The organism is Mycolicibacterium sp. SMGY-1XX (genome assembly GCF_059132455.1).
In genome coordinates this window covers 5593127-5614391 of sequence record NZ_CP101139.1, presented here as the reverse complement: position 1 = coordinate 5614391, position 21265 = coordinate 5593127, and the positions used below count along the sequence as shown (strand labels likewise).

15 protein-coding genes are annotated in these 21265 nt (G+C 67.5%); 8 read left to right on the top strand and 7 right to left on the bottom strand.

Annotated elements, in window-relative coordinates:
- The first annotated feature begins 42 nt into the window (after window positions 1–42).
- Window positions 43–408 carry a DUF732 domain-containing protein gene (locus tag NL241_RS26800; protein WP_487697365.1) on the top strand — a complete coding sequence of 122 codons (366 nt, stop codon included), beginning with the start codon at window positions 43–45 and terminating at the stop codon, window positions 406–408.
- 109 nt (window positions 409–517) lie between these two features.
- On the opposite strand, the gene NL241_RS26795 is transcribed toward NL241_RS26800, so the two are convergent.
- Window positions 518–4285 carry a multifunctional oxoglutarate decarboxylase/oxoglutarate dehydrogenase thiamine pyrophosphate-binding subunit/dihydrolipoyllysine-residue succinyltransferase subunit gene (locus tag NL241_RS26795; protein WP_494395510.1) on the bottom strand — a complete coding sequence of 1256 codons (3768 nt, stop codon included), beginning with the start codon at window positions 4283–4285 and terminating at the stop codon, window positions 518–520.
- A gap of 255 nt (window positions 4286–4540) precedes the next feature.
- A complete protein-coding gene (locus tag NL241_RS26790) occupies window positions 4541–5302 on the bottom strand; it encodes a hypothetical protein (RefSeq protein WP_487697369.1) in 762 nt (253 codons plus the stop codon).
- Window positions 5303–5480: 178 nt separating this feature from the next.
- On the opposite strand from NL241_RS26790, the gene NL241_RS26785 reads away from it, so the two are divergent.
- Both NL241_RS26785 and NL241_RS26780 read left to right on the top strand, forming a co-directional pair.
- On the top strand, window positions 5481–6680 hold the full coding sequence (locus NL241_RS26785; RefSeq protein WP_487697378.1) for a multidrug effflux MFS transporter: 1200 nt from the start codon (window positions 5481–5483) through the stop codon (window positions 6678–6680).
- Between the two features lie 177 nt (window positions 6681–6857).
- Window positions 6858–8912 (top strand): MFS transporter, encoded by a 2055-nt coding sequence (locus NL241_RS26780; RefSeq protein ID WP_494395509.1) that lies wholly within the window; start codon window positions 6858–6860, stop codon window positions 8910–8912.
- Here the strand turns inward: NL241_RS26780 and NL241_RS26775 are convergent.
- A complete protein-coding gene (locus NL241_RS26775; protein ID WP_494395508.1) occupies window positions 8909–12322 on the bottom strand; it encodes a TM0106 family RecB-like putative nuclease in 3414 nt (1137 codons plus the stop codon). The genes NL241_RS26780 and NL241_RS26775 overlap by 4 nt on opposite strands.
- A gap of 156 nt (window positions 12323–12478) precedes the next feature.
- A complete protein-coding gene (locus NL241_RS26770) occupies window positions 12479–13063 on the bottom strand; it encodes an LppP/LprE family lipoprotein (RefSeq protein WP_494395507.1) in 585 nt (194 codons plus the stop codon).
- A gap of 91 nt (window positions 13064–13154) precedes the next feature.
- Between NL241_RS26770 and NL241_RS26765 the strand changes: the two genes are divergently transcribed.
- The 4 genes from NL241_RS26765 to NL241_RS26750 all read left to right on the top strand — a co-directional run bounded on the left by NL241_RS26765 (window position 13155) and on the right by NL241_RS26750 (window position 17308).
- A complete protein-coding gene (locus tag NL241_RS26765) occupies window positions 13155–14879 on the top strand; it encodes a DEAD/DEAH box helicase (protein ID WP_487694584.1) in 1725 nt (574 codons plus the stop codon).
- Window positions 14876–16015, top strand: a complete 1140-nt coding sequence (locus NL241_RS26760) for an acyltransferase family protein (RefSeq protein WP_494395506.1) — start codon at window positions 14876–14878, stop codon at window positions 16013–16015. Before NL241_RS26765 ends, NL241_RS26760 begins: the two co-directional genes overlap by 4 nt.
- A gap of 112 nt (window positions 16016–16127) precedes the next feature.
- Complete coding sequence (locus NL241_RS26755) at window positions 16128–16844, top strand: siderophore-interacting protein (RefSeq protein ID WP_494395505.1); 717 nt, start codon at window positions 16128–16130, stop codon at window positions 16842–16844.
- Window positions 16845–16879: 35 nt separating this feature from the next.
- Window positions 16880–17308 carry a hypothetical protein gene (locus NL241_RS26750; protein ID WP_494395504.1) on the top strand — a complete coding sequence of 143 codons (429 nt, stop codon included), beginning with the start codon at window positions 16880–16882 and terminating at the stop codon, window positions 17306–17308.
- Here NL241_RS26750 and NL241_RS26745 read toward each other — a convergent pair.
- Window positions 17298–17885, bottom strand: a complete 588-nt coding sequence (locus NL241_RS26745; RefSeq protein ID WP_487694577.1) for a TetR/AcrR family transcriptional regulator — start codon at window positions 17883–17885, stop codon at window positions 17298–17300. The genes NL241_RS26750 and NL241_RS26745 overlap by 11 nt on opposite strands.
- Window positions 17885–19093 carry a cytochrome P450 gene (locus tag NL241_RS26740; protein WP_494395503.1) on the bottom strand — a complete coding sequence of 403 codons (1209 nt, stop codon included), beginning with the start codon at window positions 19091–19093 and terminating at the stop codon, window positions 17885–17887. The genes NL241_RS26745 and NL241_RS26740 overlap by 1 nt, the downstream gene beginning before the upstream one ends.
- Window positions 19094–19191: 98 nt before the next feature.
- On the opposite strand from NL241_RS26740, the gene NL241_RS26735 reads away from it, so the two are divergent.
- The gene (locus NL241_RS26735; protein WP_494395502.1) at window positions 19192–19950 is read left to right on the top strand and encodes a YwaF family protein; all 759 of its coding nucleotides are present in this window, start codon (window positions 19192–19194) and stop codon (window positions 19948–19950) included.
- On the opposite strand, the gene NL241_RS26730 is transcribed toward NL241_RS26735, so the two are convergent.
- Entirely contained in the window at window positions 19898–21265 is a 1368-nt protein-coding gene (locus tag NL241_RS26730; RefSeq protein ID WP_494395501.1) for an FAD-binding oxidoreductase, read from the bottom strand. The genes NL241_RS26735 and NL241_RS26730 overlap by 53 nt on opposite strands.

The window sequence follows — 21265 nt, the reverse complement described above, 5'->3', positions numbered from 1 at the left end:
CCGCCGGGTAACGAGCGGGTCGGACGGGCCGATGGTCATGGCATGAAGTTCTCGCGTATCGCCACCGCTGCACTGTCGGCCGGCCTGCTGGCCGGCGCCGCCATCGTGGCCCCGCCGGCGCAGGCAGATCCCGGCGACGCTTTCCTGGCCGCCATCACGAATGCCGGCATCACCGGCCTGGATCCGGCCACCGCCGTGTCCGTCGGACAACAGGTGTGCCCCATGCTCGCCGAGCCGGGCCAGCAGATGGCCAACGTCGCTGCCGACGTCTCGGATGCGATCGGCCGCCCACTGGGTCCGGCCACCATGTTCACCGGCCTGGCCATCTCGCTGTTCTGCCCCGGGGCCGTCGCCGCCGTCGGTGACCGGATCGCCAATCCCGTGATCCTGCCGATGCTGGGGTTCTAGACGAAAACGGTTAGCCAAAACGGTTCTACCCAGAAACGACGAGCGCGCGGGTTTGTGCGTCCGACACGGAGTGTCGCCGTACAAACCCGCGCGCTCGCGCTGAAGTGAACTAGCCGAAGGCCTCGTCCAGGATCTCCTGCTGCTCGACGGCGTGCACCTTCGACGAGCCCGACGACGGCGCCGACATGGCCCGCCGCGAGACCCGCTTGATACCGGCCAGCTTCTCCGGCAGCAGCTCCGGCAGCGCCAGGCCGAACGTCGGCCAGGCACCCTGGTTGGCCGGCTCCTCCTGCACCCAGTAGAACTGCTTGGCGTTCGGGTAGGCGTCCAGCGTGCGACCCAGACGACGCGGCGGCAGCGGGTAGAGCTGCTCGATGCGCACGATCGCGATGTCCTCGCGCTTGTCCTTGGCCTTCTTCGCGGCCAGGTCGTAGTACAGCTTGCCGCTGCACAGCAGGATCCGCTGCACCTTCGACCGGTCGCCGTCGCCGTCGGTGTAGAGCGGCTCCTCCATCACCGACTGGAACTTGGCCTCGGTGAACTCCTTGATATCGCTGACCGCGGCCTTGTTCCGCAGCATCGACTTCGGTGTGAAGACGATCAACGGGCGGTGGATCCCGTCCAGCGAATGCCGACGCAGCAGGTGGAAGTAGTTGGCCGGTGTCGACGGCTGAGCCACCGTCATCGACCCTTCCGCGCACAGCTGCAGGAACCGCTCGATGCGGCCCGAGGTGTGGTCCGGACCCTGGCCCTCGTGACCGTGCGGCAGCAGCAGCACCACGTCGGAGAGCTGACCCCACTTGGCTTCGCCCGAGCTGATGAACTCGTCGATGATGGGCTGCGCGCCGTTGACGAAATCGCCGAACTGCGCCTCCCACAGCACCAACGCATCCGGGTTGCCCACGGAGTAGCCGTACTCGAAGCCCACGGCCGCGAATTCCGACAGCGCCGAGTCGTATACCAAGAACTTGCCGCCGGTGGGCTCGCCGTCCTCACCGAGGGCCAGCAGCTGCAGCGGGGTGAACTCCTCGCCCGTCTTGCGGTCGATGATCACCGAGTGCCGCTGGGTGAAGGTGCCGCGGCGGGAGTCCTGGCCGGACAACCGGATCAGCTTGCCCTCGCTCACCAGGGTGCCGAGTGCCAGCAGCTCACCGAACGCCCAGTCGACCTTGCCCTCGTAGGCCATCTCACGGCGCTTCTCCAGCACCGGCTTGACGCGCGGATGCACCGAGAAGCCCTCGGGGATCGCCAGATGTGCGTCGCCGATCTTGGCCAGCAGGGACTTGTCCACCGCGGTGGTAAGGCCCTTGGCCGGCAGCTGCTCCGATTCGACGGACTCACTGGGCTCGACGTCGTGCTTCTCGAGTTCGCGCACTTCGTTGAAGACCCGCTCCAGCTGACCCTGGTAGTCGCGCAGGGCGTCTTCGGCTTCCTTCATCGAGATGTCGCCACGGCCGATCAGCGCTTCGGTGTAGGTCTTGCGGACACCGCGCTTGTGATCGATCACGTCGTACATCGCCGGCTGCGTCATCGACGGGTCGTCGCCCTCGTTGTGCCCGCGGCGGCGGTAGCACAGCATGTCGATCACGACGTCCTTCTTGAACTTCTGCCGGAAGTCCACGGCCAGCTTGGCCACCCACACGCAGGCCTCGGGATCGTCGCCGTTGACGTGGAAGATCGGCGCGCCGATCATCTTCGCCACGTCGGTGCAGTATTCGCTGGAGCGCGAATTCTCCGGCGAGGTGGTGAAGCCGACCTGGTTGTTCACGATCATGTGGATGGTGCCGCCGGTGCGGTACCCGCGCAGCAGCGCCAGGTTCAGCGTCTCGGCCACCACACCCTGACCGGCGAATGCCGCGTCGCCGTGCAGCATCAGCGGAACGACGCTGAACCCCTCGTCGCCGTCACCCTTGTCCAGCAGGTCCTGCTTGGCGCGCACCAAACCCTCGAGCACCGGGTCGACGGCTTCCAGATGCGACGGGTTGGCCGTCAGCGACACCTCGATGTCGTTGTCGCCGAACATCTGGATGTAGGTGCCGGAGGCGCCCAGGTGGTACTTCACGTCGCCGGAGCCGTGCGCCTGCGACGGGTTCAGGTTGCCCTCGAACTCGCTGAAGATCTGCGCGTACGGCTTGCCGACGATGTTGGCCAGCACGTTGAGCCGGCCGCGGTGCGGCATACCGATGACCACCTCGTCGAGGCCGTGCTCGGCGCACTGGTCGATCGCGGCGTCCATCATCGGGATGATGGTCTCGGCGCCTTCCAGCGAGAAGCGTTTCTGCCCGACGTACTTGGTCTGCAGGAACGTCTCGAACGCCTCGGCCGCATTGAGTCGCGACAGGATGTACTTCTGCTGCGCCACGGTGGGCTTGTCGTGCTTGACCTCGATGCGGTCCTGCAGCCACTTCTGCTGCTCGGGCTCGAGGATGTGGGTGTACTCCACACCGATGTGGCGGCAGTACGCGTCACGCAGCACCGAGAGCACGTCGCGCAGCTTCTTGTAGTCGGCACCGGCGAACCCGTCGACCTTGAACTCGCGGTCCAGATCCCACAGCGTCAGGCCATGGCTGAGGACGTCGAGGTCCGGGTGGCTGCGGAAGCGGGTCTTGTCCAGCCGCAGCGGGTCGGTATCGGCCATCAGGTGGCCGCGGTTGCGGTAGGCGGCGATCAGCTCGATGACGCGGGCGTTCTTGTCGGCGATCGAATCCGGGTTGTCGGTGCGCCAGCGCACGGGCTCGTACGGGATGCCCAGTTCGAAGAAGATCTCGTCGTAGAACTCGTCGTCGAGCAGCAGCCGGTGCACGGTCCGCAGGAAGTCGCCGGACTCCGCACCCTGGATGATGCGGTGGTCGTAGGTCGACGTCAGCGTGATCAACTTGCCCATGCCGAGCTCGGCGATCCGCTGCTCACTGGCGCCCTGGAACTCGGCCGGGTACTCCATGGCGCCGGCGCCGATGATCGCACCCTGGCCGGACATCAGCCGCGGCACCGAGTGCACCGTGCCCAAGGTGCCGGGGTTGGTCAGCGAGATCGTCACACCGCTGAAGTCCTCGGCGGTGAGCTTGCCGTCGCGGGCGCGGCGCACGATGTCCTCGTAGGCGGCGATGAACTGCCCGAACTTCATGGCTTCGCAGCGCTTGATGGCCGCGACCACCAGCGAGCGGCTGCCGTTCTTGCCCTGCAGGTCGATGGCCAGGCCCAGGTTGGTGTGCGCAGGCGTGACGGCGTTGGGCTTGCCGTCGATCTCGGCGAAATGCCGGTTCATGTTCGGGAAGCTCTTGACGGCCTGCACGATCGCATACCCCAGTAGGTGGGTGAAGCTGATCTTGCCGCCGCGGGTGCGCTTGAGGTGGTTGTTGATGACGACGCGGTTGTCGATCATCAGCTTGGCCGGGATGGCCCGCACGCTGGTGGCGGTGGGCACCTCCAGCGAGGCGTTCATGTTCTTGACGACGGCCGCGGCGGCACCGCGGAGCACCTGCTTCTCGTCGGCGGGCGCGGAGGTGTCTTTTGTTTCCGAGGCGGAACCGGACTTCTTCTTCTCGGCGGGCGCAGAGGTGGTGGGCTGCGCGGTGGGCGCCGACGCTCCATTGCTGGTGGGCGGAGTCTTGGCGGGCGGGGCCTGCTTGACCGGCGGCGGCGCGGGCTTCGGCTCGGGAGGCGATACCGGCGTGGCAGCGCGGCCGTTGGCGGGCGCCTCAGCCTTGGCGGGCGCCGGCTCGCTCGAGGCGGGGGTGTCACTCAGCGGTTCGGGGTTGTAGTCGACCAGGAATTCGTGCCAACTCGGGTCGACCGAGGAGGGGTCGTCGCGGAACTTCTGGTACATCTCCTCGACCAACCATTCGTTCTGCCCGAATGGTGAACTTGTACTGCTCACAGCAGCTGCTCGCCTCGATTCAGTGCTCTTTGTTCTTCTGTGTTCCGTTTTTCCGGGCAAGCTGTCTGCGGTGGCTGCTTGCCGCATGGTCATCACCGTGCCGGAACCGTTCAATGTCAAACCGACGTTCCAGCGCGACGACGGGCGTGTTGCGCCGCACTAAAGGCTATCGCGTGTGTCGCAGGTCAGACCATGCCCGCAGGGGAGACGTTATGCACAGTTTCGGTTTGCGACACCCGAGACGCTCGAAGCGCCTCAGCTGCGGTGGTCTGCGGGCGGCAGAACACGCAATGCGCCCGGCCAACGACCCGGGGCCGGGCCGAACGCTTTACGGGCATTGTTGACGATCTTCTTGCCCATCAGCCGGTTGCCGCCGCCGCCGATCACAGCGCCGATACCGACCGGCAACATCTTGCCGAACGCCAATGCGCCACGTTTGAGCGCATAACGTTTGACGAAGTACTTCAGCAGCCGCGAATTGAGCTGCGAGACCGCAGGCAACGGCAGCGATGCCGCGCCCTCGGTCAGCCAGGCCCCGCTGGTACGGCCGGGGCCCAGCAGATCGGAGAGCGCCCCTTTGCTCTCTTCGCCGACGAGAACCGACAAGACCAGGGCGCGCCGGCGCTCGCGATGCTCGGCGGGGATGCCGTGGACCTCGGCGACAGCCAACACGAAAACCGCGGTGGCCTCCAGGAACACCACCGTTTCGCCCGCGACCGCCGACATCGCGACCAGGGTGCCGACCCCGGGGAAGGCGGCCGCCGAGCCGACGGCAGCGCCACTGGCCATCACCGCCGCCAGATAGTGCTTCTCCAGTTTGGTGACGATCTCGGCCGGAGTGGCGTTGGGGCTCGCGTCGCGGAGCCGTCCGACGTACGCGCGAATGGCGGGACCCTGCACGCGGGAGCCGGTTTCGATGAGGTGGCTGAGCACCTTGGCTGCGGTGCCCGCATCCTCGTCGACCGTGGCGGGCACAGTGCCGGGGGCCGATCGGGCCTTGGACCGTCCGATGTTCATCGAGCCTCCCCTGAGAGTTCCCTTGTCCAGGCTAGCGAAAGTCCAACGAACGGCGGTCGGGCGCAGTGCCCGCCAGTGAGTCCGGTCACTGTTCGAGGCCCCGGGAAGAATTCATTGACTACCGATGCTGTTCTGAAGCGTGGTTTCTTCCGAGCAGGCGGCACCGAACCGCATCCGAATGATCCTGGTGCTCGGCGCTCTCGTGGCGCTGGGTCCACTGACCATCGACATGTACCTCCCGGCCTTGCCGACCATCGGCGAGGACCTGTCGGTGTCATCGTCGGTGGTGCAACTGACGCTGACGGGCACGCTGGCCGGGTTGGCGCTGGGCCAGCTCATCATCGGCCCGCTCTCGGACTCGCTCGGCCGCCGGCGGCCCCTGATCGCCGGTATCGCGCTGCACATGGTTGCCTCGGTGATCTGCTTGCTGGCCCCCAATGTCGCCGTTCTCGGCCTCGGCCGGGTGCTGCAGGGCATGGGTGCTGCATCGGGGATGGTCGTTGCGCTGGCGGTGGTCGGCGATCTCTACCGCGACCGGGCCGCCGCCACCATGATGTCGCGGCTGATGCTGGTGCTCGGGGTGGCGCCGGTGCTGGCGCCGTCCCTCGGGGCGGCGGTCCTGCTGCACGGATCGTGGCGCTGGGTCTTCGCCGCACTGGTGGTGCTCGCCGGGCTGCTGCTGATCGTGGGTGCGCTCGCACTGCCAGAGACGCTTCCTCCGTCACACCGGCCGCCGCTGCGGGTCCGCGGTGTCGCGGGCACGTACGTCCGACTGCTCGGAGACCTCCGCTTCGTCGTCCTGGTGTTCGTTGCCGCCCTGGCCATGGCAGGACTGTTCGCCTACATCTCGGGTGCGCCTTTCGTGTTGCAGGACCGCTACGGCGTGGATCAGACGGGCTTCGCGCTGCTGTTCGGGGCCGGCGCGGTGGCCCTGATCGCCTCGACCCAGGCCAACGTGGTGCTGCTCAAGTGGTTCTCACCGGCGCGGATCGTGATCTCGGCACTCAGTGTCGCGGTCGTGGCCAGCGTGGTCTTCCTAGGCCTGGCGCTCACCCACACCGGTGGGGTGGTCGGCTTCCTGATCCCGGTATGGACCATCTTGGCGGCCATGGGTCTGGTCATGCCCAACGCGCCGGCGCTGGCCCTGTCGCGGCATTCCGAGTCCGCCGGTACCGCGGCCGCGCTGATGGGCGCGGGCCAGTTCGGGCTCGGTGCCTTGGTCGCACCTCTGGTCGGTGTGCTCGGCAACGACGAGGTGGCGATGGCCGTGGTGATGGCCGTCACCGTTGTCATCGCTCTGGCGGCGCTGCTGGCCGTACGGCCCAGCGCCTCGGTCCCTGCTCACGCCGAGGATGAGTTCGTCGCAGAGCCGGCGTAGCCCTCGGACGTCCCCGCCTCCCCGACAGCCGGACAGGTTGGGGTGGCACTATGGCCACCTTGAGGTGCCTACGGCACAGTGGGCCACCTCGAGGTGCCTACGGCACAGTGGGCCACCTCCTGGGTGCCGCGTGGAAGTGCCGTGGCCCCGCTCCAGATCCGACAGTGAGGTGGCCGAATGACGGAAAGCGGCGGGCTGCTGGCCCGGGGTCTGCCGCGGGCCGCCGAGGCGCAGACCAACCCGTGGAACGCGTTGTGGGCGATGCTCGTCGGCTTCTTCATGATCCTGGTCGACTCGACCATCGTGGCGGTGGCCAATCCGAACATCATGGAGAGCCTGGCCGCGAGCTACGACGCCGTGATCTGGGTGACCAGCGCGTACCTGCTGGCGTATGCAGTACCGCTGCTGGTCGCCGGCCGCTTGGGCGATAGGTACGGTCCGAAGAACCTCTACATCACCGGGCTGGCGGTGTTCACCGTCGCCTCGCTGTGGTGCGGTCTGTCCGACTCGATCGGGATGCTGATCGCCGCCCGCGTCCTACAGGGCGTCGGCGCGGCGCTGCTCACCCCGCAGACCCTGTCGATGATCACCCGGATCTTCCCGCCGCAGCGCCGTGGTGTGGCGATGAGCGTCTGGGGCGCGACGGCCGGGGTGGCGACGCTGGTCGGCCCGCTGGCCGGCGGCGTGCTGGTCGACTCGCTCGGCTGGCAGTGGATCTTCATCGTCAACGTGCCGATCGGTGTCATCGGCATCGCGCTGGCTGTCTGGCTGATCCCCGTCCTGCCCACCCAGATGCATCGCTTCGACATTCTCGGCGTCGTCTTGTCCGGCCTCGGCATGTTCCTGATCGTCTTCGGCTTGCAGGAAGGCCAGTCGCACAGCTGGACGTGGTGGATCTGGGGAATGATCGCCGCCGGCATCGCGGCCATGGGCGCCTTCGTCTACTGGCAGGCGGTCAACAAGAACGAGCCACTGATCCCGCTGCGCATGTTCCGCGACCGCAATTTCAGCCTCGCCAACGCCGGCGGTGCCGTCATCGGCTTCGTCATCACCGCCTTCATCGTGCCGGTGATGTTCTACGCGCAGGCGGTGTGCGGGCTCTCGCCCACCCGATCGGCCTTGCTGACCGCGCCCATGGCTGTCACCACCGGCGTGCTGGCGCCGTTTGTGGGCCGCATCGTCGACCGGGCCCACCCGCGGCCCATCGTCGGTTTCGGCTTCTCCGTGCTGGCGATCGCCTTGACCTGGTTGTCCATCGAGATGACGCCGGACACGGCGATCTGGCGGCTGGTCCTGCCCCTGATGGCGTTGGGCGTGGCGACGGCGTTCATCTTCGCGCCGCTGGCCGCGACGGCCACCCGGAACCTGCCGCCGGACGTCGCGGGCGCCGCCTCCGGGGTGTACAACGCCACCCGGCAGGTCGGTTCGGTGATCGGTAGCGCGGCCATTGCCGCGTTCATGACGGCCCGGATCAGCGCCGAGATGCCCGGCCCGGGCCAAGGACCGCCACCGGGGGAGGGCGCGGTGACCGAGTTGCCGCAGTTCCTGCTGGAACCGTTCGCGGCGGCGCTGTCCCAGTCGCTGTTGTTGCCGGCCTTCATCGGTTTGTTCGGCGTCATCGCGGCGATCTTCCTGCGCGATATGGTCACCGCCCCGGCGGTGCGCGTCTCGATGGATGCCCGCACCGAAGTCATCCCGACGGTGGACGACGACGCCGAAGCCCGGTACCGGCACGAACATTCGGTGTTCGACCACGACTTCGGAGACGACTACGACGACGATTTCGCCGACGACGAGTACGTCGACGTCGATCACGTGCGGGTCGGGAGCACGCGGGAACCGATCACCGAGCAGATCGCCCGGGTCCGCGACGATGTGGGCGTCGACCGCGTTGTCGACGTCGACACCGACCCCCTGCCGGTACGGGTGAGCCATCCGAACTCGATGCCGGCGGTGAGCCTGCGCTCCGACGGCCGGAGCCCGGACTTCCTGGACGATCTCGAGCCCTACGACGGCGTGTACACACTGGCCGATGAGGAGCCGGGGCACAACGGTTTCCATGCCGACGAGACGCCGGTGCCGTCGGTCGAGCGTGATGACGAACCGGGCTCCCGGTTCGACGCGTTGACGGCGGATTTCGCCGATCTCCTCGAAGCTCGCAGTCGGCATCACCGGGATGTCCCCGACGAGCCGCCCACCTACGGCAGGCATTCCCACCCGCGCGAGGATTAGCGCAGCGGTGTCGTCTGAGCGCTCAGCGACAGGAATGCGCCGAGGTCGATCAGGCCGTCCGGTGTGCCGGGCAGGTACTCGGTGAGCAGCGCCGAACGCACGATCACGGCCGCGTACTTGGCCCGGCTGACGGCGACGTTGAGCCGGTTGCGGTTCAGCAGGAACGAGATGCCGCGCGGCACATCGTCGATGGAGGAGGCCGTCATGGACACGAACACCACCGGCGCCTGCTGCCCCTGGAACTTGTCGACGGTGCCGGCGCGCACGTCGGTGAAACCGGCGTCGTCGAGATGCTGGCGCAGCGTCACCACCTGCGCGTTGTAAGGCGTGACGATGAGGATGTCGGCGGGGCGCAGGGCACGGGTGTGGTCCTGGTCGGTCCAGTCCCGGCCGACGAGCCGGCGGATCTCGGCGACGATCGCGGCGGCCTCCTCGCGGCTTTCGGTGGCGTTGCCGTTGTGTTCGACGGCCAGGACGTGCACGCCCGGCGCGTACCCGTCCAGGTGCCGCCGGGTGGTCACCTCGTCCACCGAGGTCAACCGGCCGTCGTAGGACAGCCGCGACACCGCCGCACACACCAGTGGGTGCATCCGCCACGAGCGGTCCAAGAAGTAGCCGCGTTCATCCGACAGGGTGTGCTGGCCGTCGACCAGCCACCCGAGCGCCGATTCGTCCACCGGCTCGGGATGGGTACCCTGGCTGACCTGCGGCAGTTGCTGAGGATCGCCCAGTAACAACAGATTGCGCGCCGCGGGCGCTGCCGCGATGGTGTTGGCCAGGCTGAACTGGCCGGCCTCCTCGACCACCAGCAGGTCCAGGGAGCCCGGGGGTACCCGCGCCGGATTGGCGAAATCCCAACTGGTGCCGCCGATCACGCAACCGTTGTGTGCTTCGATGAACTCGGGGTAGGCCTTGGCGTCGATGTCCTGCCACGGCGCGTCGTCGGTGCGGGTGTCACGCTTGCCGATCACGGCCGGGTCCACACCTGCGTCGAGAAGTCCGCGAAACAGGTTCTCCACCACCGCATGTGACTGTGCCACCACCCCAACTCGCCACTGCGCGTCGGTGACCATCTGCGCGATGACGGCTGCCGCGGTGTGCGTTTTCCCGGTGCCGGGAGGACCGTGTACGGCCAGATACGACGAGTCGAGATCGGCCAGGGCCGTCGTGATGTCCTCGATCGGGGTGCTGCGGTGCGGCAACCCGTTGCCGGAGCGGGTGCGTGGCGCACGGCGCAGCAGCAGGTCGACGACGGCGGTGTCCGGCAGGCGGGGGAGTCCGTCGGCGATCTGCGCCGCGGTGGAGTCGATCGATTCGCGCAGCGCCTTGGTGGAGATGGGCGCCCCGGGTGTGAGTGCGAAGGGCAGCTGGCCGAAGGTGCCGCCGGTCTTGGGTTCTCGTTCGATCACCGTCACGGTGGTGGGCGTCTCGGGGTCGTCGCACTCCACCACCCGTACCGTGCCGCAGGCTCGGCGTTCGGTGTCGTCGGTCAGGCCGGGCGGTGAGGGCGGCGCGTACAGCGCGTACATGTCGGTGCTCAGCTCGCCGGCGGCCACCGCCCCGGTCAACTGCACCCAGCGCTGCGGTTTGCGGGCCCGCGGCGGGGTGTGCCAGTCTTCGACCACCGCAGCATGCTCGGCGAGGAAAACCCCTGTCTCATCGCCCCATTCATCGACGGGGTTGTTCAGCCGGTCGAAATGCGCCCACCAGAACGGCTTGTCCTCACGCCGGTGATAACCGCGCGCCGCGGCGATCATCGCGACAGCGGACTGTTCCGGACTGCGGGTACTCGGGTCGTCCCCGACGAATTTGGCCAGCCGGCGCGCCAGCTGATCGTCTTCGGTGACGTCGCCACCGTCGCGCACCGGTTGGGCGCCGATCGGGGGCACCTCCGATTCGATGGCGCGCGCCACCAGCCAGTCCCGCAGCTTGCGGGTGGACCGGCAGTCGTAGCGGTTGTACTCGGCGATCTCCTTGAGCAGCGCCGCTGCCTCGGCGTCACGACCCTCGTCACGCAGCTCGCAGTAGCGGGCGTACTCGGTGATCGAGTCGGTGGCGTTGGTGACTTCGCCGGTTCGCAGCTCGGCGCCCATGTACAGCGGCTCCAGCGATTTGATGCTGTAGTTCTCGGTTCCCACCCGAATGCTCTTGCGCACCAACGGGAAAAGGTCGACCAGGACGCCGTTGCGCAGCAGGTCGTCCACCTCGTCCTCGCCTACTCCGTGGCGTCCGGCGAGACGCAGCAACGCCGTCTTCTCGTAGGCTGCGTAATGGTAGACGTGCATGTTCGGGTAGCGCTTGCGCCGCTTGGCCACCAGCTTCAGGAAGTGCTGCAACGCTTTTCGCTCCGCGGCGCGGTCGTGTGCCCACAGCGGCTGGAAGTCGTCGGTGCAATCCAGTACGCCGAACAGGTACTCCAAACCCCATTCGGTGCCGTCGGCGGTCCACAGCGGATCACCTTCGAAATCGAAGAACAGGTCCCCTTTGTCCGGGTTGGGCAGCACCATCAACGGTTGGGCGTCGGCCACTTCGTAGGGTGGTTTGCCGTCCACCCGCGGGGTCAGCTGCAGCCGCGCCTGAGCGGTGAGCGCCGTGACGGTGCGCTGCGGCAGGTCCGGCACGGGGTCGGTGAGGGAGGCCAGCTCGGTGACGGTGGTGATCCCGGCCTCGATCAGCCGGGCCCGCTGACTGACCCGCATGCCGGCCACCAGCAGCAGATCGTCGTGTTCGCGGACCTTGACCGTGCATTCGGGACAGCGGAAGCAGGCGCGCACGCCGTTGTCGTCCCACCGCACCGCGGCGCCGCCGGAGAAATGGGTGTCCAGCAGACGCTCCAGGTCGGCGCGCCGCGGCAGGTACACCGGGATGATCTCGTCGAGCCGGTAACGCACCGGGGTGCCGTTGCCCAGGATCAGCTCGGCGTTGTCGTGCACCGGAACTCCGGCACGCGCCAGGGTGTCGGCGTAGGCGGCCAGCTGTAGCAGCGCCTCGACCTTCGCCGACAGGGCGAGTTTGGTGTCGGCGACGCGGTAGCGGCCGTCCTCGAGGATCAGGAAGTCGGCGAAGCCGAGGAACCGGCCGTCGAACATCGCGGCCTGGTACACCACCGGCGCCTGCTCGGCGATGGCCCGCATGGTCTGCCCGGCGGCGGCGGTCAGCCCGTCCGCGGTGTACTTCGGACGTCCGATGACGGTGACCTCGCCGCGCAACTGCGCACGCAGCTCGTCGAGACGACGGTGTTCGTGCTCGTCGCCCAGTGCCGAGGTGCGGGCCAGCAGCTGGTCCGAGGTGGAAACATCCGGGCCCCAGCCCAGTTTGGCGTCAAAGGCCCGCAGCAGGGCGTATTCACAACGCGCGGCGGCGGCCAGGTCGGAGGCGCTGTAGAGCACCCGATCACCGTCGACGAACACGATTCACACTGTAGGTCGAACCCCCGACAGCTCACCCCTCCAGCTCACCCCCCAGCTCACCCCTCCAGCTCACCCCCCCCGCGACCGAGCGTGTTCGTACGCGTTGTGGCGGCGTGTCGCGTACAAATGCGTGCGCTCGCGGAGGCAGCTGATCTTTCAGCCGGTGTTGCCGATCAACTCCACGCCGCTGCCGTTCCAGCGGAACTTCACGATGCTGTCCAGGCCGGTGATGCCGCTGGCGTACTTGAGGGCCACAGTGTCGCCGGTGCTCTGCGCGGTGTCGATGCCGTTGAACCCGTAGGTGTCCGGCACACCCGTCGGGATGAACTTGCCCAGGTGGAACAACACCGCCCTGGTGTTCGGGTTGTCGGCATTGGTGTTGGCCTTGATGATGATCGCCGACAGCGGGGCGCACTCGTTGTAGTTGCCCGCAATCGGCTCGGGGTTCCAGCCCTGCTGGCTGCGCGGGTCCTTGGGCAGCTCCGAGACCGCCGCAACGATCGCGGGCGCGGCCAGGTTAACCGCGCACGGATCGGCGGGTGCGCTGGTGGTGGGTGGCACCGACACGGGCGGCGGGGGTGCCGAGGTCTGCGGGGGTGCGGGGCTGGTGGCCGTGGCCTCCGGGGTCTTGGCCACCGTGGAGTCGCCGGAGCTGCACGCCGGCGCGATCGCCACCGCGATCACGGCCAGCGAGTACCCGATCAGCCGACGCGTGCGCTGCGTCGCTGTCTCCGTCCTCATGTACCTGGACCACACACCGCGCCACGCTACCGGCTCGCCCGTCGCCCGCCGGGACGTCGCATGTCCTCGCGGGCTCTAGACTGATACCCCGATGACCACTCCGGATTCCGACCAGACCGACGCCGCGGTAGCGCCGGCAACCTTCGCCGACCTGCAGATCCACCCCGCGGTGCTCGAGGCGGTCGCGGAGGTCGGCTATGAAACCCCGTCGGCCATTCAGGCCGCCACCATCCCGGCGCTGCTGGCCGGCTCCGACGTCGTGGGCCTGGCGCAGACGGGCACAGGCAAGACCGCGGCTTTCGCGATCCCAATCCTGTCCAAGATCGACGTCGACAGCAAGGCCACCCAGGCCCTGGTGCTGGCGCCCACCCGCGAACTGGCGCTGCAGGTGGCCGAGGCGTTCAGCCGCTACGGTGCCAAGCTGCGGGTCAATGTGCTGCCGGTATACGGCGGGTCCTCGTACGTGCCGCAGTTGGCCGGCCTCAAGCGCGGCGCCCAAGTCGTCGTCGGCACACCCGGCCGCGTGATCGACCATCTGGAGAAGGGCAGCCTGGACCTCTCGCACCTGGACTACATGGTGCTCGACGAGGCCGACGAGATGCTGCAGATGGGTTTCGCCGAGGACGTCGAACGCATTCTCGCCGAAACCCCGGAGTACAAGCAGGTCGCCCTCTTCTCGGCGACCATGCCGCCCGCGATCAAGAAGATCACCGCCAAGTACCTGCACGACCCCGTCGAGGTGACGGTCAAGTCGAAGACCCAGACCGCCGAGAACATCACGCAGCGCTACTTCCAGGTGTCGTATCCGCGCAAGATGGACGCGCTCACCCGGCTGCTCGAGGTCGAGCAGGGTGACGCGATGATCGTGTTCGTCCGCACCAAGCAGGCCACCGAGGAGGTGGCCGAGAAGCTGCGGGCCCGCGGGTTCGCCGCCTCCGCCATCAACGGCGACATCCCGCAGGCGGTGCGCGAGCGCACCATCTCCCAGCTCAAAGACGGGACCATCGACATCCTGGTCGCCACCGACGTGGCTGCCCGTGGCCTCGACGTCGAGCGCATCTCCCATGTGGTGAACTTCGACATCCCGCACGACCCGGAGTCCTACGTGCACCGCATCGGGCGCACCGGCCGCGCGGGACGTTCCGGCACCGCCTTCCTGTTCGTCACGCCGCGCGAGCGGCACCTGCTCGGCGCCATCGAGCGCGTCACCCGGCAAAAGCTGGTCGAATCCGAGCTGCCCTCGGTGGACGACGTCAACGAGAAGCGCGTGCAGAAGTTCAGTGACTCGATCACCGACGCGCTGGCCAAGCCGGGCATCGAGTTGTTCCGCAAGCTGATCGAGGGTTACGAGCGCGATCACGACGTGCCGATGGCCGACATCGCCGCCGCGCTGGCACTGCAGAGCCGCGACGGCGAAGAGTTCCTGCTGACGGAGCCACCGCCGGAGAAGCGCCGCGAGCGTCCGGACCGGCCGCCGCGGCCGGACAAGCCGATGCGCCGCGACGGTGGGTTCGCCACCTATCGCATCGAGGTCGGCAAGCGGCACAAGGTGATGCCCGGTGCGATCGTCGGCGCCATCGCCAATGAGGGTGGGCTGCACCGCAGCGATTTCGGCCACATCACCATCAAGCCGGAGTTCTCCCTGGTGGAGTTGCCGCCGAACCTGCCCGCCGAGACGCTGCAGAAGCTGGCGAAAACACGTATTCAGGGCAACCTGATCAATCTCCAGCTCGAGGACGGACCGGGCCGCTCGTCGAGCGGCAGGTCGGGTCCCAAGCGCGACGGGAAGTTCAAGAAGCCCCGCAAACCGCAATGACCACGTCGCGGGACGCGGAAGCCGTCGGCGGCCTGGAACAGGTCTCGACGGCGGACCGGGTCGCGTCGCTGACCGGTATCCGGGCGGTGGCCGCCATCCTGGTGGTGGCCACGCACGCGGCCTACACGACGGGCAAGTACCCGCAGGGCTACCTCGGGTTGGTCTATTCGCGCATGGAGATCGGCGTGCCGATCTTCTTCGCGCTGTCGGGGTTCCTGTTGTTCCGGCCATGGGTGCAGGCGGCCGCGACCGGTCGCGGAGCCCCCTCGGTCAAGCGCTACGCCTGGCACCGGGTGCGACGGATCATGCCCGCGTATGTGGTGACGGTGCTGCTGGCGTATCTGCTGTATCACTTCCGCACCGCCGGGCCGAATCCCGGTCACACCTGGTACGGCTTGTTCCGCAACCTGACGCTCACCCAGATCTACACCGACAGCTATCTGTATTCGTTTCTGCACCAAGGGCTTACGCAGATGTGGAGCCTGGCCGTGGAAGCCGCGTTCTACGTGGCGCTTCCCGCGCTGGCCTACTTCCTGCTGGTGATGCTGTGCCGGCGGGCGTGGCGCCCGGGCGTGGTGCTGGCCGGGCTGGCCGGGCTGGCGCTGATCTCGCCGCTGTGGTTGACGCTGGTGCATCACACGGACTTCCTGCCCGACGGCGCTCGGCTGTGGTTGCCCACCTACCTGGTGTGGTTCCTGGGCGGCATGCTGCTGGCGGTGCTGCAGGCGATGCGCGTGAGCTGTTACGCGTTCCTGGTGTTGCCGATCGCCTTGATCTGTTTCCTGATCGTGTCGACGCCCATCGGCGGTGAACCGACCACTTCGCCGACGCAGTTGTACGAGGCGCTGTTCAAGACCGGCTTCTATGCGGTCATCTCGACGCTGGTGATCGCGCCGTTGGCACTGGGCAACCGCGGCTTGTACTCGCGGTTCCTGGCCAGCAGGCCGATGGTGTGGTTGGGGGAGATCTCCTACGAGATCTTCCTGGTGCACCTGGTCCTGATGGAGCTGGTGATGGTCGAGGTGCTGCGCAAGCAGGTCTACACCGGTTCGATGTGGCAGCTGTTCGTGGCCACCATGGTGGTCACCATCCCCGTCGCCTGGCTGCTGCACCGTTTCACCCGCGTGCGCACCTGACGCCCAAACCGGCACACGGGCCCGTTTGTGCGAGTGCGCTCCGGCCAAATGTCGGTTTCGGCGGGAACCGAGCAACCCTCGCCCGCGACAAGTTAGGGTAGCCTTCCTAACCATGGCCGAACAGAAACCATCCCGTGGGCTGACCGGCGCGTTGGTCAAACTCTGGCGCGGCGGCGATTACGAGCTGACCGTCACGGGTCGCACCGAGATCAGTCCGCATTACCTTCGGCTGCACTTCGACTCCGGAGACCTGCTCAAAGAACGGTCCATCCACCCGACGATGTGGATCCGTGGCTGGTTTCCCGACGGGGACAAGTCGCATCAACGCGGCTACACGCTGGTCAACCCCGACCCGGTGGCGGGCACGGTCGACATCGACTTCGCCCTGCACGACGGCCTGGCCACGCGGTGGGCGCAGCTGGCCGAGCCCGGCGATGTGCTCGAGGTGACCGTGCTCGGAAGCAACTTCCAGCTACCCACCCCGGCGCCGGCAGGCTGGGTGATCGTCGGTGACACCGCGTCCCTGCCGGCCATCAACTCGCTGCTCGAAGCGATCGGCGACACCCCAGCCAAGGTGTTCCTGGAAGCCGGGTATGACGATGACCGGGGGTTGCCCGTTCACGGCGCTGCGGACGTCACCTGGGTGGACCGCAAAGACGCCGGCGCGGCTCTGGTCGAAGCGGTGCGCTCCGCGGCGTTCGACGCCTCCGATCACTTCGGCTGGGTCGCCTGCGACAACCGCACCACCCGCAGTGTCACCAAGGTGCTCCGCGAGCAGTATTCGATCCCGAAGAAGTCGCTCAAGGCCCTGGCTTACTGGCAGGTCTGACTAACACAACCGGAGTGCGCGCCGATATCCGGGGCATGACCCGTTTGCGTGTCGTCGCCGCACTGCTCGCCGCACCGTGGCTGCTGGCCGCGCCCGCTCAGGCCGACGCCTCCGCCTACCTCGGTGCTGTTCCGGTGGTGGCGTCCCCGACGTGCGCGGGCACCGTCAGCGCGGACTCACAGGTGGCCCCGGTGCAGGTCGACGAACGTGTCGACGACGGCATCCGCGTCGCGATCCACTACGACGCCGGTCGCTACGACGGGTCCTGCACGCTCACCGTGACGGCCACCTGGACCAACCTCGACACCGGAGTCTCCGGCAGCGGCGACATCACCGCGGTGTCGACCATCGACGGGCACTACGGGTTCATCGGCTACGCCAACGCGGTGTTCGAGCCGGGTCCCGGGGCTGTGGTGATCACGCTCAGTTCTCACCCGGGCGCCGAAATGCGGCTCACTGTCTGACATCGTGAGGTGCCGGGGTCATGATCGGCACCAGGAACTCCTCGACCATCGAGCGCTCGTCGTCGGCGTCGCGCCCGGGTAACAGCAGCAGGGATGTCAGGACCCGGACCAGCCACCGGGCTTTCCGCTCGACGGCCGCGGGGTCGTCGTCGCCGAGCGAGACGATGAACGCCGACCCCATCGCCTTGATGACATCGGACTGTTCGGCGATCTCCACCCCGATTGGAGTGCCATTGGTGGCGAACCACGAACTCAGCGCCGGGCTTTGGCGTACCAGCTCCAGTGAGGTGAGGAAACCGGCGATCAGGCGTTCACGCGGATCGGCGATCTCGGCGATCCTCTCGGTCATCCGCGAGTGCAGGGCGTAGGCCTCGCGATGGACGTAGGCGGTGTGCAAGGCTTCGCGATTCTCGAAGTACCGGTACAGCGTCGCGCGCGAACACCCTGCTGCCGAAGCGATTTCATGCATACCGACGGCTCCCGGAGTGCGCTGGGCGAACAGCTCACCCGCCGCGTCGAGAATGCGGTCGGCGGCCACCTCGCTGCGGCGCGAGCCCAGCCAGTCGTTGCCGGCCATCAGGATTTCACCGTGAACGGCACCGACAGCGGACGCCGGACATAGCTCCCGCCGGCCCACACGATCCCGGACTCGTCGACCTCGAAATCCGGGCACCGGGTCAGCAATTCGGTCAACGCGACTCTCGATTGCATGCGGGCGGCTGCGGCGCCCAGGCAGTGGTGGGCGCCGTGGCCGAACGTCAGGATGTTGCGAGGCCTGCGCGTCACATCGAGCTCGGCGGCATCCGGGCCGTACTGTCGCTCGTCGCGGTTGCCGGAGCCGTACAGCAACAGGGCCCGGCGGCCTTGCGGGATGGTGGTGTCGCCGATGGTGACGTCGCGGGTGGCCGTGCGGGTCAATCCCTGCACCGGTGAGGTCAGCCGCAGGAACTCGTCCACGGCATCGGGGATCAGGTCCGGATTCTCGGCGAGCAGCCGGCGCTGATCGGGACGCTGGTGCAGCAATTGCACTGAGCCCCCGAGCATTCCGGTGGTGGTGTCGTTACCGCCGGTGACCATGGTGAAGGTGAACGCCAGCACCGCGAAAGCGTCCACCTCGGCGGCCACCAGGTGCGACACCGTGTCATCGTCCGGTTCGACGCGCCGCCGTTCGATCAGCGCGGTGAAGTAACTCATCATCTCCCCGAGGGTCTCCAGCGCGCCGCCGATCCCGCCGTCGCTGGAGTTCGCCGCGACGATCGCCGCGGTCCACCGGTCGAACCGCGCGCGGTCCTGCTCGGGCACCCCGAGATAGTGCGCAACCACCATCGACGGTAGAGGTTTGAACAGCTCGGCGACGATATCGCCGCCGCCCTCGGCGCGCAGCTTCTCGATGCGCGTTACGACGTACTCGCGGACTTTGGGCTCGACCGCTTCCACCTGCCGTGGGGTGAAACCGCGGGACACCAGTTTCCGAAACGCCGTGTGCACCGGCGGGTCCTGCATCACCATCGGCGGATTGTCCTGCAGGCCGATCATTTCCAGTTCGCCGTAGTTCACCGTCAGGCCTTGCGCCGAGGAGAACGTCTCGTGGTCACGGGCTGCCGCCCAGATGTCGGCGTGCCGGGACAGCACGAAGTAGTCGTCGTCGGGTTTGTTGCCGGGCATGACGTGGTGCACGGGATCGGTATCGCGTAGCGCGCGGTACATCGGCCAGGGGTTGGCCCATGTATCGGCCGACGCCAGTTCGAACCGCACCGGCAGAGCATGAGACAGAGTGGCTGTCATGTCTTATGGATACGACAGAGGGCGCGACATGTCAATGCCAGCGGTCCGCGAACAGCGCCCGGCGCATGAAAGAATGTTGCCGCGAAAACCGGGAGCTGATGATGACGATTCTCTCAGCAGGAGAGTTTGTGGCGTACGGGCCGTCGCACGTGGCGGTCCTCGTCGTGTTCACGATCGGTGCCGGGCTGCTCGTGTGGATCGGACGGCGGCAGACCGAGGCGCAGGCGCGCCTGTTCGGCCGGGGTTTCGCCCTGGTCATCCTGGCGGCGTTCCTGGTGGCGCTGATCTACAAAGCGATCCGCTTCGACCTGCAGACCTCGATTCCGTTGCAACTGTGCGATATCGCCGAACTCATTGCCGCCGTGGCGTTGTGGTCGCAGCGGCGATGGGCCTTCGGGATCACCTATTTCTGGGGCCTGCTGCTCAGTTCGCAGGCGTTGCTGACACCGGATATCGGCACACCACAAGAGGGTGCGCCCGACTTCCCGCACCACCTGTTCCTGACCTTCTTCACCCTCCACGTTCTCGTAGTGTGGGCGGCGATCTATCTCACCTGGGGTCGCCGCCGGCGCCCACAGTGGGGCGACTTCCGGCTGGCGGTGATTGTGGCTCTCGGTTGGGTGGCGTTCACGCTGACGTTCAACACCCTCACCGGGACCAACTACGGCTATCTGAGCCGCAAGCCACCCACCGCCTCGGTGCTGGATGTACTGGGCCCGTGGCCGCTCTACGTCGTGGCCGAGATCGTGATCGTGATCGTGGTCTGGGCGCTGATGACGTGGCCGTGGGAACGCGCCGCGAAGATCACACCACCGCGCCGGGATTCAGGATCCCGTCTGGGTCGAGCGCGGTCTTGATCCGGCGGTTGAGCTCCATCGCCTCCGGGCCCAGATATCCGGCCAGCCAGGGCTTCTTCAACCGGCCCACCCCGTGTTCACCGGTGATGGTGCCGCCCAGGCTGATCGCGAGATCCATGATGTCGCCGAATGCCTTGTTGGCACGCTCGGTTTCGGCGGCGTCGGCGGGGTTGTAGACGATCAGCGGGTGGGTGTTGCCGTCGCCGGCGTGGGCGATCACCGAGATCATCAACCCGGTGTCGGCGGCCATCTTCTCGATGTCGGCCACCAGGTCGGCCAGCGCGGACAGGGGAACCCCGACATCTTCGAGGAGCAGCGAACCCTTGGCCTCCACGGCGGGGATGGCGAAGCGGCGGGCAGCGACAAACGCCTGGCCCTCCTCGGGGTCGGCGGTCGAGAACACCTCGGTGGCACCGTATTCGGTGAAAACAGCCGCCATGAACTCCGTGTCCTCGGCGCCGGTGGGGCCTCGCTCGTCGGACTGGGCCACCAGCATCGCCGCCGCCGTTCGATCCAGGCCCATCTTGAGCTTGTCCTCGACGGCGTTGATCGCCACGGCGTCCATGAACTCGAGCATGGCGGGGCGGATCTTGGCGCTGATGGTGCCCACCGCGTCGCAGGCCGCTCGCACGGAGGCAAACGATGCCACCACGGTGCACGCGTGCGGCTGCGGGGGCAGCAACCGCAACGTCACCTCGGTGATCACACCGAGTGTGCCCTCGCTGCCCACGAACAACTTCGTCAGGCTCAGTCCCGCAACGTCTTTCAGCCGCGGGCCACCGAGACGCACCGCGGTGCCGTCGGCCAGGACCACCTGTAGCCCCAGCACATAGTCGGTGGTGACGCCGTACTTCACGCAGCACAGCCCGCCGGCGTTGGTGGCGATGTTGCCGCCGATGCTGCAGATCTCGAACGACGACGGGTCCGGCGGGTACCAGAGTCCATATTCGGCGACGGCCTTCTTGACCTCGGCGTTGAGCAGTCCCGGTTGGACGACGGCGGTGCGCGTCACGGAGTCGACGGTGATGTCGCGCATCTTCTCGGTCGAGAGCACGATGCCGCCGTTGACGGCGGTCGACCCACCGGACAGCCCGGTGCCCGCGCCCCGCGGCACCACCGCTACACGGTTCTGGGTGGCCCAGCGCAGAACGGTCTGCACCTCCTCAGTGCGACGCGGGCGGACCACCGCCATCGCCGTGCCCGCATCGGGATCCAGCGCCCGGTCCTGGCGGTAGGACGCCACGATGTCGGGGTCGGTGACGACGGTTCCTTCGGGCAGTTGTGCGGCCAAGTCAGAAATCGTGCTGTGGGTCAC

What these genes read in the sequence shown, in the direction of transcription:
- NL241_RS26800 (WP_487697365.1), top strand. Translation starts at nt 43, where the DNA reads ATGAAGTTCTCGCGTATCGCCACCGCTGCACTGTCGGCCGGCCTGCTG.
- NL241_RS26790 (WP_487697369.1), bottom strand. Translation starts at nt 5,302, where the DNA reads ATGAACATCGGACGGTCCAAGGCCCGATCGGCCCCCGGCACTGTGCCC.
- NL241_RS26785 (WP_487697378.1), top strand. Translation starts at nt 5,481, where the DNA reads ATGATCCTGGTGCTCGGCGCTCTCGTGGCGCTGGGTCCACTGACCATC.
- NL241_RS26780 (WP_494395509.1), top strand. Translation starts at nt 6,858, where the DNA reads ATGACGGAAAGCGGCGGGCTGCTGGCCCGGGGTCTGCCGCGGGCCGCC.
- NL241_RS26770 (WP_494395507.1), bottom strand. Translation starts at nt 13,063, where the DNA reads ATGAGGACGGAGACAGCGACGCAGCGCACGCGTCGGCTGATCGGGTAC.
- NL241_RS26765 (WP_487694584.1), top strand. Translation starts at nt 13,155, where the DNA reads ATGACCACTCCGGATTCCGACCAGACCGACGCCGCGGTAGCGCCGGCA.
- NL241_RS26760 (WP_494395506.1), top strand. Translation starts at nt 14,876, where the DNA reads ATGACCACGTCGCGGGACGCGGAAGCCGTCGGCGGCCTGGAACAGGTC.
- NL241_RS26755 (WP_494395505.1), top strand. Translation starts at nt 16,128, where the DNA reads ATGGCCGAACAGAAACCATCCCGTGGGCTGACCGGCGCGTTGGTCAAA.
- NL241_RS26750 (WP_494395504.1), top strand. Translation starts at nt 16,880, where the DNA reads ATGACCCGTTTGCGTGTCGTCGCCGCACTGCTCGCCGCACCGTGGCTG.
- NL241_RS26745 (WP_487694577.1), bottom strand. Translation starts at nt 17,885, where the DNA reads ATGGCCGGCAACGACTGGCTGGGCTCGCGCCGCAGCGAGGTGGCCGCC.
- NL241_RS26740 (WP_494395503.1), bottom strand. Translation starts at nt 19,093, where the DNA reads ATGACAGCCACTCTGTCTCATGCTCTGCCGGTGCGGTTCGAACTGGCG.
- NL241_RS26735 (WP_494395502.1), top strand. Translation starts at nt 19,192, where the DNA reads ATGATGACGATTCTCTCAGCAGGAGAGTTTGTGGCGTACGGGCCGTCG.